The 14,477-nt window shown below is 28.9% G+C and carries 23 protein-coding genes; 9 read left to right on the top strand and 14 right to left on the bottom strand.

Annotation, left to right across the window (positions count from 1 at the left end; genetic code table 11):
- Position 1 precedes the first annotated feature (1 nt).
- From METVU_RS05050 to METVU_RS05035, 5 genes are all read right to left on the bottom strand, one after another.
- Positions 2–304 carry a hypothetical protein gene (locus METVU_RS05050; protein ID WP_015733114.1) on the bottom strand — a complete coding sequence of 101 codons (303 nt, stop codon included), beginning with the start codon at positions 302–304 and terminating at the stop codon, positions 2–4.
- A complete protein-coding gene (locus METVU_RS05045; protein ID WP_015733113.1) occupies positions 301–501 on the bottom strand; it encodes a hypothetical protein in 201 nt (66 codons plus the stop codon). Before METVU_RS05045 ends, METVU_RS05050 begins: the two co-directional genes overlap by 4 nt.
- Complete coding sequence (locus METVU_RS05040) at positions 502–1,365, bottom strand: hypothetical protein (RefSeq protein WP_015733112.1); 864 nt, start codon at positions 1,363–1,365, stop codon at positions 502–504.
- Between the two features lie 9 nt (positions 1,366–1,374).
- A complete protein-coding gene (locus tag METVU_RS09185) occupies positions 1,375–1,506 on the bottom strand; it encodes a hypothetical protein (protein ID WP_015733111.1) in 132 nt (43 codons plus the stop codon).
- A 133-nt stretch (positions 1,507–1,639) separates the two neighbouring features.
- Complete coding sequence (locus METVU_RS05035) at positions 1,640–1,861, bottom strand: hypothetical protein (RefSeq protein ID WP_015733110.1); 222 nt, start codon at positions 1,859–1,861, stop codon at positions 1,640–1,642.
- A 235-nt stretch (positions 1,862–2,096) separates the two neighbouring features.
- Here METVU_RS05035 and METVU_RS05030 point away from each other — a divergent pair, with 235 nt between their 5' ends.
- From METVU_RS05030 to METVU_RS05010, 6 genes are all read left to right on the top strand, one after another.
- Positions 2,097–2,657, top strand: coding sequence for a hypothetical protein (locus tag METVU_RS05030; RefSeq protein ID WP_015733109.1), 561 nt, complete (start codon positions 2,097–2,099; stop codon positions 2,655–2,657).
- A gap of 11 nt (positions 2,658–2,668) precedes the next feature.
- Positions 2,669–2,821 (top strand): hypothetical protein, encoded by a 153-nt coding sequence (locus METVU_RS09000; RefSeq protein WP_015733108.1) that lies wholly within the window; start codon positions 2,669–2,671, stop codon positions 2,819–2,821.
- Positions 2,808–3,086, top strand: a complete 279-nt coding sequence (locus tag METVU_RS05025; RefSeq protein WP_015733107.1) for a hypothetical protein — start codon at positions 2,808–2,810, stop codon at positions 3,084–3,086. The genes METVU_RS09000 and METVU_RS05025 overlap by 14 nt, the downstream gene beginning before the upstream one ends.
- Before the next feature lie 9 nt (positions 3,087–3,095).
- A complete protein-coding gene (locus tag METVU_RS05020) occupies positions 3,096–3,764 on the top strand; it encodes a type IV secretory system conjugative DNA transfer family protein (RefSeq protein WP_015733106.1) in 669 nt (222 codons plus the stop codon).
- Positions 3,765–3,954: 190 nt separating this feature from the next.
- Complete coding sequence (locus METVU_RS08995) at positions 3,955–4,224, top strand: hypothetical protein (protein WP_169302080.1); 270 nt, start codon at positions 3,955–3,957, stop codon at positions 4,222–4,224.
- A 19-nt stretch (positions 4,225–4,243) separates the two neighbouring features.
- Positions 4,244–4,759, top strand: coding sequence for a hypothetical protein (locus tag METVU_RS05010; RefSeq protein WP_015733104.1), 516 nt, complete (start codon positions 4,244–4,246; stop codon positions 4,757–4,759).
- On the opposite strand, the gene METVU_RS05005 is transcribed toward METVU_RS05010, so the two are convergent.
- The 4 genes from METVU_RS05005 to METVU_RS04995 are packed head-to-tail and all read right to left on the bottom strand — an operon-like array spanning position 4,742 to position 6,119.
- Positions 4,742–4,951, bottom strand: a complete 210-nt coding sequence (locus METVU_RS05005) for a hypothetical protein (RefSeq protein ID WP_015733103.1) — start codon at positions 4,949–4,951, stop codon at positions 4,742–4,744. The two genes, METVU_RS05010 and METVU_RS05005, sit on opposite strands and share 18 nt — an antisense overlap.
- A gap of 14 nt (positions 4,952–4,965) precedes the next feature.
- The gene (locus tag METVU_RS08990) at positions 4,966–5,106 is read right to left on the bottom strand and encodes a hypothetical protein (protein ID WP_015733102.1); all 141 of its coding nucleotides are present in this window, start codon (positions 5,104–5,106) and stop codon (positions 4,966–4,968) included.
- 2 nt (positions 5,107–5,108) lie between these two features.
- Positions 5,109–5,642 carry a hypothetical protein gene (locus tag METVU_RS05000; RefSeq protein WP_015733101.1) on the bottom strand — a complete coding sequence of 178 codons (534 nt, stop codon included), beginning with the start codon at positions 5,640–5,642 and terminating at the stop codon, positions 5,109–5,111.
- Positions 5,643–6,119 carry a hypothetical protein gene (locus tag METVU_RS04995; protein ID WP_153232538.1) on the bottom strand — a complete coding sequence of 159 codons (477 nt, stop codon included), beginning with the start codon at positions 6,117–6,119 and terminating at the stop codon, positions 5,643–5,645. It lies immediately after the preceding gene.
- Positions 6,120–6,828: 709 nt separating this feature from the next.
- On the opposite strand from METVU_RS04995, the gene METVU_RS04990 reads away from it, so the two are divergent.
- The 3 genes from METVU_RS04990 (at position 6,829) to METVU_RS04980 (ending at position 10,345) form a co-directional block, all read left to right on the top strand.
- Positions 6,829–7,704, top strand: coding sequence for an MBL fold metallo-hydrolase (locus METVU_RS04990; RefSeq protein ID WP_015733099.1), 876 nt, complete (start codon positions 6,829–6,831; stop codon positions 7,702–7,704).
- A 333-nt stretch (positions 7,705–8,037) separates the two neighbouring features.
- Positions 8,038–8,250, top strand: a complete 213-nt coding sequence (locus tag METVU_RS04985; protein ID WP_015733098.1) for a ribbon-helix-helix domain-containing protein — start codon at positions 8,038–8,040, stop codon at positions 8,248–8,250.
- Positions 8,234–10,345, top strand: coding sequence for an adenine-specific DNA methylase (locus METVU_RS04980; protein WP_015733097.1), 2,112 nt, complete (start codon positions 8,234–8,236; stop codon positions 10,343–10,345). The genes METVU_RS04985 and METVU_RS04980 overlap by 17 nt, the downstream gene beginning before the upstream one ends.
- Here the strand turns inward: METVU_RS04980 and METVU_RS04975 are convergent.
- The 5 genes from METVU_RS04975 to hisA form a co-directional block, all read right to left on the bottom strand.
- Positions 10,342–11,388, bottom strand: coding sequence for a hypothetical protein (locus METVU_RS04975; protein WP_015733096.1), 1,047 nt, complete (start codon positions 11,386–11,388; stop codon positions 10,342–10,344). The two genes, METVU_RS04980 and METVU_RS04975, sit on opposite strands and share 4 nt — an antisense overlap.
- 27 nt (positions 11,389–11,415) lie before the next feature.
- Positions 11,416–11,976 carry a pyridoxal 5'-phosphate synthase glutaminase subunit PdxT gene (gene pdxT, locus METVU_RS04970; protein ID WP_015733095.1) on the bottom strand — a complete coding sequence of 187 codons (561 nt, stop codon included), beginning with the start codon at positions 11,974–11,976 and terminating at the stop codon, positions 11,416–11,418.
- A 73-nt stretch (positions 11,977–12,049) separates the two neighbouring features.
- On the bottom strand, positions 12,050–12,898 hold the full coding sequence (locus METVU_RS04965) for a shikimate kinase (RefSeq protein WP_015733094.1): 849 nt from the start codon (positions 12,896–12,898) through the stop codon (positions 12,050–12,052).
- Positions 12,899–12,966: 68 nt separating this feature from the next.
- Positions 12,967–13,545 carry a calcium-activated nuclease EcnA gene (gene ecnA, locus METVU_RS04960; RefSeq protein ID WP_015733093.1) on the bottom strand — a complete coding sequence of 193 codons (579 nt, stop codon included), beginning with the start codon at positions 13,543–13,545 and terminating at the stop codon, positions 12,967–12,969.
- A gap of 98 nt (positions 13,546–13,643) precedes the next feature.
- The gene (gene hisA / locus METVU_RS04955; protein ID WP_015733092.1) at positions 13,644–14,357 is read right to left on the bottom strand and encodes a 1-(5-phosphoribosyl)-5-[(5-phosphoribosylamino)methylideneamino]imidazole-4-carboxamide isomerase; all 714 of its coding nucleotides are present in this window, start codon (positions 14,355–14,357) and stop codon (positions 13,644–13,646) included.
- Positions 14,358–14,477 lie beyond the last annotated feature (120 nt).

The following is a 14,477-nucleotide window of genomic DNA, read 5'->3' as shown; positions in this document are numbered from 1 at the left end:
TTTAGCTTTTCTTTTTTCTAACAAAAAAATACCAAATAGCCCCTAAAATTCCTACTATTAAAAAAATTCCTAAATAATTAACGCTCCCATCTTCTTTTTTTACAATTTTTTCAATAAGTGTCCCGTCATTTCTTTTTATCCTATATACTTGTGTTTCTCCACTACTTAGCATTTCATTAGCCAAATATCCAGCAGTTAAACCACCAGCACCAGCCAATACTACTTTTTTGTTATCTCTAATCAAATTTGCTAACTTTCCTCTAAACCCCATAACTTCTCTTCTCAATAATGCAGGATCAATCATAATTTCACCAATTTTCTTCTTTTAGCAATATACAAGCCAACAATTAACAAAATAATAAAAAATATTGCCATTTCTACTGTTTTATTTATCTTATTGGACTTATCTGAAAGTTCATACATTGAGTAAGCTCCTAATCCAAGACCTGCACCAAAAACCAATAATTCCCTATTTCTCAAAAATTTATAGATTGTTGGCATTTAAACCACTTTTTCCAATAATATCTTAAATTTAGTTCCTGTTTCCCCCCATATTCTCAGTTGATAATTAACATTTGCAGGCAATCCCTCTAAAATCGCAATTTGATCAGATGGAGCCAAAGAGGGGTTTAAGTTATTTTCTAACAAACTAACACTTGTTAAAGTGTCCATATCGTTTTCTTCAATTATCGTATCCAAGCCAGTAAATTTAATTTGCTCTATATTTCCAGAAATGGTGTAAATTATTATTCTATCGTAAATTCCCGCCCCTGCAGGGATTTGGAAACCTTGTTCAGTAGCTGTTAGTGTTTCAGTCCTACTTAAAAATCTTCTCTTTTTAAATTCTTGTTGCATAAATGTTTTTAATTCATTATCAGTTATGATGCTTTTTCCTGTTGCTTTTTTGTAAATCTCTCTAAATGTATTAACTACATCCTCGCTATCTACTCCCTCAAATCCTAATTTAATTGTAAGGTCGTTAGCAGTAGTATTTGAAACCGTAATTTTAACAGGAGTTAGATAAGGGGCTAATGGTGTCATAAACAAATCATTTGAGTAATCAAAAGCTATTAATGATTTATATGTCTTATTTGTTGTGTCAATAATATTTCTGGAGTTTTGCAAGTATGAAATCATTAATAAATCTGTTAAAGTCCCATCAAAGAATGTTCTATCCCTCGTTCCAGCATGTATAGTAATTCTAACATTCTCTTTATCAGTATCCTCTACGTTAGAAATAGAAAAGAAAACTTTTTCAACAAATTTACTATCATCAAAATCGTAAATATCATCACTCTCTTTGGCTTTAACAGTTCTTACCACTGCTGAATACAATTTGCTAACCATATTGTCTAATACAGTCATCCTCCCACCTTATAGTATATCTTTTCCAAAAGTATGATGAATTATTAATCCAAATGTAAATATAACCAAAAATATTATAATTCCTAATGCTACTCCTTTTTTCACATTCACTCCCCAAAATGTCCAATTTTCTGGTATCATACTATCACCAAAAAAATTTTAATTTATAAAGAAAAATTAAAGTTTTTTAAACACTAAATCCCTCAAATGCTGATTTTCTTTCTCTAACATTTCGACTTTTGCCTCCAATCTTGCAATTCGTTCTAAAAATTGTTTATTTTGTTCTTTTTATGTCGTCGATTTCTCTTTCAATTCTCTTTATTTCTTTTGTTTGTTCCCTATCTAACAAATCAGTCCTAATTTCATGCTTAACTTCTTCTTTTGCTTTGTAGCTGTTGAATTTTGAATATGCTACCACTCCAACAAGTCCCATACCTGCCAAAATCATAAACAACAAAGTTCCTGCATCCACTCCTACCGCCACTGGATCTGTCATACTTTCACCCGTTTTTATGTTATCACATCAATCGGGGTAGCCCCATCTTTATTTTAACTAAAAAGTAGTATTTAAAGGTTATTGGAGCATGCAAATATACAGTTATAGTTATATACATTTATTCAACTTATATTTTTATAATCTTATAGTTTTACATGATTATTAAAAAAATAAATGTATATTTTTCAGCAAAAAGCTTATATTCAATTAAAATCTTACTATTTTTTGTGAGAACATGGTAGAGATTAAATTCAATGATGAGGAGAATAAAAAACTTGAAAATAAAGAAAATGAAAGCTTAGAAGATAGTCAAAATTTGGAAAATATAGCACTGGAAGAACTTAAATCTATGAATAAATCTGAAGATTCCGATGAGGAGAATGAAGAGCGTATGGAAAATAAAGAAGATGAGGAAGAGTTTGGAGATATTAGCTTTGATGACGATGAAATTGACTTTTCAATGGAAAAAGAGCCCCCAAAATCTGCTGATGAATGCAAATTATCTGCAATATTGGACTATGCATTTTTCTTCTACTTCATGATGTTTGCATTATTCTACAAAGAACTGAAAAATAAAGCCAAATTTGTTAAGAACTTCATTGAAAAGAACAAACAGGCAATAGATGAAATAAAAATTAGGATTGAAAGAGTTTTAGCTAATACTTTACCAAAAACCTATGAAAAATTAATTAAATTAGATGATTATGCTTTCATTCTTGGAATACTTATGCTAACTGTGAACTTCCATATAGAAGTTCAAGAAGCTATCTTACATCAAAATTTTGTAAGAATGTAAGGTCTTCAACTGTGAACTTCCATATAGAAGTTCAAGAAGCGATAAATCAAAGTCAGCAACAAAACAAACCAGTTGAGAAAAAAGAGTCATCTAAACCGTCCAATATTGAAAATAAAAATACAATAGCTGAAAACTCAACAGAGGGATATTATGACGCATGGTAGCTATTTAATGATAAAACTTGTAGATGAGAACGGAGAAGAATTGGATAAAATTAGTTTTTCAAAAAATGATGTCAATGGAGCTTTAAAATTTGCTAAATCAGTGGTTGGTTTTATTCCAAAAATGTCATTTGGAAATAAATTAGACATTTTACCAATAGCAACAATTACATTAACAAAAGGATTAGGGGGCGTTTTGGTTTGGAAAATTAACAGGAAAGTTTATGAAAAAGAAATAAAACCATTATTAAAAAATTTAAAAATTTAAAGGGATAAGATGAAACAGCCAGAAGTTAAACATGAATGTGTGTTAGGAGTTACTGGAAGTGGAAAGTCCCACTACATTAAAACAAAAATACTGCCAAAATGGTTCGATAGGAAAGATATTTTAAAAATTATCATAGACCCAGAAGAGGAATATTCTCATCTAAAAATCCCTACAATTAATCTAAAATCATTAAACTTCAACGATTTGGTTAAAAAGTTAGCAAAGTATAGGGCTGTTAGAGTTTTAATTCCCCCACCATTAAACAAAGATGAGTTTAAAGAAAACTTAGAAAAAATTAACACTCTTTATTTGTTTATTTTGAATAAATGGAAAGAGATTTATAAATTTTGTAAGGCAAAGGGGATTATTTTGATTATAGATGAAGTGCAGGACTGTGGGGCTGATTTAAGATATTTAAGCTTTCCATTAATCGCTCTATTGAAAAAAGGTAGGAAAAGAAATATTAAAGTTATTTTAGCCACTCAAAGAGTTTCGTATTTCTCTCCAGATATTAGAAGCCAATGTAGGAGAAAGATACTCTTTAGAGTTGTTGAGCCAATTGACATTAAAAGATATAAAGAGATTAGCAAAGAAGCAACGGAATTATTATTGAAGTCAAAAAAACCATACCCTTATGTGGTTTTAGAAGATGGGAAGATTGTAGAAAAGGATGTTTAGGTGATAATCATGCAAGAAATAGACAAAAGAATTCATCTATCTTTCTTTGTTTTACTTTTTATGAATTTATTTTATGCTTTAATTAGTAATAGCTATCTTTACATATTTTATTTTACTTTTGCCTTAATCGTCGCTTACTTTGTTGTATATCCAGATAAATTTTTTCTTTTGCTCAAGGATGCAGAACTTTTTGCTAAAAAGTTTGTCTCTTCTGCTAAAAGGTATCATAATAATAACTCTAATATGGTTGAGAGCAACGAAGGAACTAATGTTCATAATGAAGTGGAAAATAGTAGAAATGAAAACGAAAGACAGATACAAGAAGGAATTAGCGAAGAAAATATTAAAAGTAGCAGGAAAAGAGTTGATAACTCACTTTATTATTAAGGGAGCTATATCATTGGGAATTCCAACATTCATTATTATGATAGTTAAAATCCTGCTTGATATAGCATATTAAATATAATTAAGGTGTTTAGATGGTTGTTAAGGTTGCAGTTGATAACAATATTTTAGGTTATTTAGGAGAGACAGAAGAAAGAATTGCTAAATGTTTAAAAACTAAAAAAGCCATTGAAAAAGCTCTTGTAAGAATGGAATATTCTAAAATATTTACTAAAATTGTTTGTTCAAATCCAAGAATAAAAGCGGTGGTTCCAATACTCGTTATGTATGAATTTAGAAAAGCTCCACCAGAAGTTCGTATAAATGTTAAAAAGTATATGAAATGCTTTCATTGGTCAATGAATGAAAGGGCTTACAAAAAAGCACTAAATATAAAAATCTCTCCTAAATTAAAACATATAAAGGAATCTGACTTAAGAATTTTAATAGAGTCATCCTATTTAAGATGCAGATACCTTATAACCTATGACAATGAAGATTTAATAAAAAACGAAGATTTAATTAGAAAAGAACTAAAAAAATTAAAAATATCCGTTCCTAAAATCATAACCCCTGAGGACTTCATAAATCTATTATACATCCCCAAATAATACCTTTTCAACACCATGCTTTTTTAAATCTTTAAAAAATTTATCCACATCCTCAACATATTTTTCATGACCCATACTTTCAATTTCATTTTTAATCTTTGCAACCCAAGGTAAAGCCATATTATCTTTTTTTAATTTATTTTTTTTATTTTCCAAAGATTTTTTTATAATCTTTTTTGTCTGCTTTCTCATATTATCACCAAAAATTATTTTTTATTTTTATGCTTCTTTTCATATCTTTTTAGTTGTTCCAATAGCCACTTATCATATTCTCCTGTTTCAATAGCTTTATCTAACTCTTCTTCTGCCTCAATTAACCATTTTGGCTTTTTATATCTATTGGACATAATTATCTCCTATACATCATATTAATAACATCATTATAGGTTGGTAGTTTATCTTTATCCTTAAAATATTTAAGAACATTTTTTAATCCAACAATTTTGGTTTTACTTTTTGGTTTTTGATAGGAAATGTTAGTTATTATCTGTTCAATTGTATCAACCCTTTTCTTTGCACCAATAACATCAAAGAAAGTGATATTTTCATGAATAGAATAATCACATTTGTTTCTTTTACCCCTTAATCTACTAAGATTATCTGCCAATTTTATTAATTCAGCTCTTAAGTTATTATCAAACCTCAAATTATCTGCAAATGCTGTAAAATATGCTGGTAATGCTCCATGTGCCTTTCCACTATTTAAAAGCCCGTAAATTCCATCTTCTCTATCTTCTTCTATTTCTTTAGCAATCTCTCTAAGTTTTAAAAAGATATAATAATAGTATCTTCCAATTGCTGTTCGATACTTCCCCTCATCTGGCAGAGATTTAAAAGTTGGTAGCTTTTCGGCTATTTCTTTAAATTCATCAATATCAAACACTTACAACACCTCCAACTCAGAGGTAACTAACACACAACACATCAATTCATGGAATTTATCATGACATTCTAAACCAACATCATCTATAATCTTATTAATCTTATCAACCAATTTTTCAACAAATTTTATATCCTTTAACTTTCTTTTATCTAATTTCTTCTTAAATACTACTCTAATAACTACTTTGTCATCAATCCCATCATAATCCAAAACAATCTCAAACTTCTCATTTGGATATTTTTTCTTTAGGTAGTTCTCAACAAACTCAGCAATTTTATAAATCTTCATTTTCCAATCCTCATCCTTAACAAACAGTTTAAACTCTTCAGTTTTTTTGAATTTTTCTTCCAATTCAAGCTTTTTAATAAACTCTTCAATCTTCTTTTTAGGAATATTAGAAGGGACTCTTAGAGTTATTGTTTTCAAAGCTTTGCTTTGAGCTACAAAATCCTCCGGATTTTGTTCAATAGTTGGCATAATCATCACCAAATTAAAAATTTCTTCTCCAGATAAATAAAATTTATTATTTTTAACTTATAAATACCTTCCACAATAGGAACAAAATGTTTTATCTAAAAAGTCCAAAAGATTTTGATACAGAAACAAAGCACCATTTAAAAAATATCCAACAAATTATTATTTTATCATTAAATACTGATATACTATAAGTATTCAAAATAAATAAACGAGAATTTATAAAATAAAAATCTTCAAAATCCGATAATTATCTTTCTTTGGTTGTGTATAACTTGAGATCCCATGGGGCTTTGCCCCGCCTGGGTTCAAATCCCAGCCCCTGCGCCATACCTATTTTATCACAAAAAAGGTTAAATTACAGCTCTTTTAGGAATACACGATTTGTTGGATACATCCAACTGCTTTATAAAACCAATGGTTTTTAAAACCACTGGACTTAATAGATTTATTAATTATTTTAAATAGTTGGATTTATATGATAAAGTAGTTTCATATAATTTTTATTTATTAAGTTTAATGTGAAACTTTTTATCTGTTCTGTCAAAAGTAAGATTTAATCATAACATTTAGATGTATGTATAAATCAAATATAAAATAAAATTCATATGTGGATCATAGATATAGTAAATTAAGGGTTATAACATTAAAATAAGTTATTGAATAAAAAATATAAAAAATTATATTGATAATGCTTGTTTTGGTGAGGTTTATGATTGTTCTTCCTCTGGCATCTGAAAGTTTGGGTGTTAGATCGCTGGCAACTTATGTGAAAACTAAGGATATCGGAATTTTAATAGATCCGGGAGTGGCAATTGCTCCGGATAGATATGGATTAAAACCCACAGATTTGGAATTCAAGAAATTAAAAGAAATGAGAGAAAAAATAAACGAATATGCAAAAAAAGCAGATGTGATAACCATATCCCATTACCACTATGATCACTATACACCTTTTTTTGACGATATTTATTTAGATTCAAAGGATTATGCTAAGGAGTTGTATAAGGATAAGATATTATTAATAAAGCATCCTACTGATCATATAAACAAGAGTCAGATGCAAAGGGCACGGAAATTTTTAGAATGCGTTAAAGATATTGCAAAAAAAGTTGAATTTGCAGATAATAAAACCTTCAAGTTTGGAGATACGGAAATAAAATTTTCTCCTCCGTTCCCACATGGGCGGGATGATAAACTTGGATATGTGCTGATAACTACAATTAAAGAAGGAAATTTTAAATTTATGCACACTTCCGACACTCAGGGAATAATTTTTGATGAAATAAGAGATTACATAATAAAAGAAAAACCAAATCTAATAATTATTGGAGGCCCCCCTACATATTTAATGTATAGGTATGGAAAGAAAAACTTAGAAAAAACAAACGAGAACTTAAAATCCATAATTGAAAATACCGGAGCTGAGATTATAATTGATCATCATTTATTAAGGGATAAAAAGTATAAAGAAAAAATAAATGTAGAATTTAAAACGATAGCTGAATTTTTAGGAGAAAAAAACATTCTGTTGGAAGCATATCGAAAAGAACTCTCTCAGGGAAAGAAACTTGATGAATTATTCTGATAAAAATTTTTCTTTATATTTATTTCTATAACTTATTTATTTTCACAATTATTTATCTTTTAACACAGTTTTCAACAAAATACTTATAAACCTTGTATCCATACGTTAGATAACTATTGTTAAATAACATATTTACATTTTTTGTTCTTAATCTTTTTATATATTTCTAAATATGTAGGTATTAAATATTTAGCATCTTGATTTAATATATTATCCTGTAATATCATACAGTATATATTATTATATGTTTATAATTAACTTTATATATTCGCACGCAAATTATATATACTTGATACACAAATTTGTGTAATATATGAGTTATTGGTGTTGTCTATGAAAACTAATAGGGGAGAAGTAAAACGAATACAGGTAACATTTACAAAAGAACAGTGGGAACTGATAGAGAAACTAAAAGGAGAATTGGGATTATCTGACTCTGAAGTCGTTAGAAATATTGTGTTAAATTGGTTAATTGAAAAATCGTTTATTTCAACGGCTTTAAAAAACAGATTATTTAGAGGAGATGATAATGGCAAAAAACGTTAAGGGATATAGGTATATAGAAAAGAAATTTCCTATTGCAGAAATAAATAGAATATGTGTTTCTGAGAGAATTGCGTTAAAGCCAATATATATGATGCATAGGATCTTTGCAAGAAGAATCGGCTCTGTTTTCAGGACAATTATATTGGGGGCTTTAAAAGATGATTCTGTGAATATAATGGAAGAATTTTACAAATCACATAGAACTGACCCTGATACAAATGATATAACAATATTAGACCCAATGTGTGGCGGTGGAACTACTCTTATAGAAGGATCACGATTAGGGGCAAAAGTTATTGGATTTGAGATAAATCCAATACCTTGGTTTATTACAAAGTGTGAAATGAGTATTATAGAGGTAAATAAATTGATAGAAACATATAAAAACCTTGAAATCACTATTGGAAGAAAGATAAAGGAAATGTATAAAACAAAATGCCCACATTGTGGAGAAGAGGGGGAAATAATATACGTTTTTTGGATAAAAAAGGTTAAATGTCCAAATTGTAATAAAGAAATTCAGTTATTTAAGGACTATATTGTAACTTATGATAAAAAAGAAGAAAACTTTTATCTTGTATGTCCAAGATGTTTAGATGTTTTTCATACAACTTCTTTAAAAGAAGAAACCACTTGCCCCACTTGTGGAAATGTATTTAATCCAAAAAATGGAGTAGTTGTTAAAAATAACATAACCTGCCCCTATTGTAGTCATAAATTCCGACTAATTAATGTATTAAAAAAACAAGATGAGCCATTAGATGCGATTCCTTATGCTATTGATGGATTTTGCCACAATTGTGAAAGAAGGTTCATTAAAAAATTTGATGAAAATGATTGGAAAATTCTCAAAAAAGTTGAAGACACATTTGAAGAGAATAAATCAAAGTTGTTATTTCCAAAAGATGAAATTCCAGATGGCTATAATACAAATCAGATGAAAAAGCATAATTATAAATATTGGTATCAGATGTTCAACAAAAGACAACTACTTGCTTTATCACTACTTTTAGAAGAAATTAAAAAAATTGAACCAAAAGAGGTAAGAGATATATTCCTATTAACATTTTCAGAGACGTTAAGGGCAAATAACATGTTCTGCTATTACGATAAGAGATGGGCTAAACAGATCACTCCATTATTTTCAAGAAAGGACTTTGCACCGGTTAATTTTCCTTTAGAGCAGAATGTCTGGGGAGGGAAATATGGCAGAGGATCATTTAGACAAGTTTTTGAAAGAGTTTTAAAGGGAAAAGAATTTAATTTAAAACCTTATGAGCGACTATACACCAATAAAGGCACAAAACGAATATATTTGGATGAAAAAATTGGGGAAAAGGAATGGGCTGTGTATTGTATGGATGCCCAAGATTTAGATAAAATCGTAAAAGATAAAGTTGATTTAGTAATTACTGATCCTCCATACTTTGATAGCATAAATTACTCTGAGGTCTATGAATTTTTCTACGTATGGTTGAAATTGGCTTTGGATTATGAATGCTTTAAAAATCCGTCAGCAATAAACCAAAATGAGGCAATTGTAAATGAAATTCAAAATAAAGATAAAGAGCATTTCAAAAAAATATTAACCAACATATTTAGAAAGTCAGCAAATGTATTGAAAGATAATGGCATGTTTATATTTACATTCCATGATTTTAGTAAAGAGGCATGGGTTGATATGTTAGAAATTGTAAAAAAGGCAGGTTTATCTGTCAAAAAAATACACTTCTATCATGGGGAAAATGTTAGTGCTGGACATTTTGGAGGACAAAAAAGTGTATTTGATGGAATTTGGGTGTGTAAAAAAGAAAAAATTGAAAAAGTGTCAATATCTGTTGAAGAAAGTATAGATCTTGTTTGGAAGGAAATTGATCACTTAATAGATGAGATAAAAAAGAGTAAATACTTTAAGTTAGATGAGAATGACATAAAAATATTTGTGTATGGAAAATGTGTTGAGATTTATGAAAAATACAATATAAGTATCTCCCTTAATGAATTTATAGAGGTTGCATTAAATAAAAAAGCAATTGAAAATGCATTAAATAATGTTAAAAAACCAAAGAAAGTTCTTATTACCGATTTTATTTAAAAAATATTTCTATTATCTATTGTATATTGAAGACCTTTATTTTTTGAAGTTATTGCGAGAGATATTGGTTTTTGTTTTATTGCTTCATCATAATATTTTTTCCTGGTTTCATTAATCTTTTTATCAAAGATAACCACTTCAAGTTTATCTTTTAAAACATTCCACTTATCAACATTAAAATTCCAATTATACCTGTTTGCAAGATGTTCTAAATAATTAGAAAGTTCATTTCCCACAGTTTTATCTAAATAATACTCATTTTCATATTTTTTAATATCTACTAACTCACCTTTTTTATTCGATAACGTTATCTTACCTTTTCTATCCTTGTTTTGTGTTGTCCATAGTTTGTTTAACTCATCTAAAAAATCTCTTATTAGTTCTGTTAAGTCCTTTATAGATGTGGGATAATTTAATAATATTTCAAGTGGATGGTTTGAATCGTTATTTGTTAGATATTTCAACCAATCGAGACAATTTTCAGGATAATTAAATAGGTTTTTGAAAACACCGTCAATAAATATTGAAGGGATTAATGCATCTTTTGGGCTAAAATTAAAAAATTTTTTGTTTGGATATAAATAATAGACAAGAGATACAAGTAAATGGAATGTTCCAAATGGGTATTTTCTTTTAAATTTTTCATGTTTGTTTGCACATATTCCTCTCCAATTATTTGGATTTATCATTTCATTTTGGATTGAGGTTATTAATTTTGGCGGATTATTCGAATCCCATAATAATATATGATGACCAATTGATTTTATTCCCTCTCTTAAAATTTCTACATCAATAAAGGCATATTTTTCTTTATTATTTTTGAAATCAATTGATTCCAATGTAGTAAGAACTTTGCCATCATAAAATCCAACAACTTCCCATCCATAAACTTCATTTAAAAATAATGCAGAAACAAATCCATCAGTATCTGGACTTATAATAATTCCTTTTATTTCATCTTTTTTATTATATAACCAAGAGTAGCAATTACCTTTTTTAAGATTTTCTACAACTTCTTTTATTGAGTTGTAATTATGTAGCATAACTCTTCCACCTATTTTCACAATTATTTATCTTTTAACACAGTTTTCAACAAAATACTTATAAACCTTGTATCCATCTTCTGAAAGTTCTGGATGGAACGATAGAGCCATATACTTCCCCTGCTTAACACCAACAATTTTATCTCCATCTCTTGCTATAACCTCAACATCATCACTTAAAATCTTATCAACTACTGGGGCTCTTATAAATACTCCGTAAATTTTTCCAAGGCCTTTAAATTCAATTTCTTTTTCAAAGCTATCTACCTGCCTTCCATAGGCATTTCTTTTAACTGTGAAATCCATCAATTCAAGTAAGATTTGATCAATGCCTGTTCCTTTTGATAATAAAACCATTCCTGCACAGGTTCCCAATATTGGAATATCAAGTTCTCTTATTTTTTCTATGAAATTGTATTTTTTCATTAACTTTCCGATTGTTGTGCTCTCTCCTCCTGGAATTATAAGGGCATCAATTCCTTCTAAATCCTCAGGTCTCTTTATTCTTTTTGGAACATACCCTGCCTTTTTTAGTGTCTCCTCGTGTTCTTCTATATCTCCTTGGATAGATAAAACTCCAACAATCATTTTAATCCCTCGTATATGCTTTGTTATAATTTAATTTTTAATTTAATTTATTTAATTTAGTTTTTAATTTTAATTAGATTATTTTAGCCCCGCAATTATTGGGTTTAGTTTTTATTACTTTTCCATATTTATTTAAGGTAGACATCACTTTTTCCACGTGATCATCTTCCACAATAGCAATGTAAGAAGGTCCGGTTCCAGATAAACCAGCAGTTAAAGCTCCCGATTTTAGTGCATCTATTGCAATATTTGTCGGAAATTTAAGGGCTGAGGCGTAGAGTATGCCATTTAAAAATAATGCTTTAAAATAATTTCCTTTTAATGCCTCATTGTATGCCACGTCTACAAATTTCCCAATTGCTTTCATACTTTCAACATCGAGATTTTTTTCTAATTTTGGGATTATCACTAAAACATTAAGATTCTCATCCATATTATCTTTTTTTATAATTTCTCTTTTTATATTGTCGGTTATAGTTATTCCACCAAAATATGAGGCAGTAGCATCATCGTAAGCTCCTGTAATAGTTAATCCTTCATCAAAACTTGATTTTATTCCAAGTTCTATTATTAATTCATCATCTATCTTTTCATTTAAAGCATCAAAGGTTGCTAAAACCACTGCGTTGGATGTCGCTGAACTACTACTTAATCCTGATCTTATGGGAATTTCTGTTTTTGTTTCAACATAGGCAGAATAATCCAAATTAAAATATTCAAGTGTATTCTTAACACATCGAATTATGAGATTCGGTTTTATGTTGGGATTATCTAACACTTTTCCCTCTATTTTTCCTTTTCCATCATCTATAAGCTTTACTTTTGCATAAACTTTCAAATCCAGACCAAAAGCAGATCCTTTTCCCGTAGCTATCGCGTTTATTATAGTTCCAGATGCCAAAGCATATGCATTACCCTCCATATAACTCACTCCTTTATTTTTATAATCGTTTTATGATATTTTTTATATTTAATCGCTCTTTACTTGTTTTAGTTATTAGTCCAATTCCATAATCCTATTCTATTCTCTTTCGCCTTTCTTTCGATATTTAAAAACTCATGTTCCAACTCAAACCTGCTAACATAAACTCTTGCATATCCATACTTTAATAATTCCTCGTTGAAGTTTTCTAACTTCCCGCTATCGTTTATATAGATATACGCTAAATACCTTCCATATTTGTCTTTTTTTGGAGCTTCGTCATCAAAAACTATTATTACTTCCTTATGATCTAACTCCCTCTTTGCAAAGTTTTTGGCTTTTTCTCCCCAATATTTAAGATAATTTATATCAGTTATTGGTGTTCCGTTTAGTAAATAATATTCATGGGGGTTATTCTTTTTATATGTCTCAGGAGTATCAACTCCCAGCAACCTAATCTTCCATAAATGACCATTAACTTCCACATAAATAGTATCTCCATCTACAACTTTAACAACTCTTCCGTAGTAGTGTTCATGAGCATCGATGAATGGAGAAGAAACCACATTGTTGTGTTGCTCAAAACATCCGCAAAATAGCAGGTTAATTAAAATTATTAAGATTATAGGAATTATTTTTATCTTCATATTTATCCCTTTATTTATTTATTCTTTGATTTATATATTTGCTTTTACGTTTTAATTTATTTCATTTAATTTTATTTTAAAATTTAATTTTGTTAGGTTTAACTTTTAGATATTTTTAATGCATCTTTTAAATTAATTATTCCCTTATAAAGCGCAGATCCAATAATAACCCCATCAACTCCGATCTCTTTAAGTTTTTTTATATCTTCAAGGGTTGTTATTCCACCGGAATAAATTATTGGAACTCTTACATTCTTTACCAACGTTTCGATTATATCTGTTTTTATTCCACTCAACATCCCCTCAACGTCAACATTAGTAAATAAAATCCCTCCAACTTTTTTTTCATATTTTTTTGCAATCTCTATGGGATTCTTATTGATCGTCTCTTTCCATCCTTTTATAGCAACTTTTCCCTGTTTACATTCAACAGCTAAAATTATTTTTTCCCTTTCAATTTCAGAAAGTAATTCATTTAAAAAGGTCGGATCGGTTATTGCCTTAGTTCCTACTACGATTTTATCTACACCAATATCCATTAACCTCTTAGCAATTGTTAAACTTCTAATTCCGCCTCCAACTTCGACGGGAATATTAACTTCTTCAACGATCTTTTCAATAACATCAACATTATTTCCACAACCCAATGCAGCATCAAGATCAACGATATGTAAGTATTCTGCCCCATCATGCACCCATTTTTTAGCAACATTCACAGGATCTTCGAGTTCTAAGTGTTTTTTAGTTGGATCCCCTTGAATTAATTGCACACATTTTTTATCTTTTAGATCAACAGCGGGAATTACGATCACACTCAATCACCTATTTAAATACTTTTTATATTTTTTAAGTTATAATATCCATATCTTCAACTTTTATAATATGTTTTATAAACAGTTTAATAATTAAGTAGACATAATTTAGATTTTATA

This window comes from Methanocaldococcus vulcanius M7 (genome assembly GCF_000024625.1).
GTDB lineage: Archaea > AGJL01 > Methanococci > Methanococcales > Methanocaldococcaceae > Methanocaldococcus > Methanocaldococcus vulcanius.
This window is presented reverse-complemented; position numbering and strand designations above follow the sequence as displayed.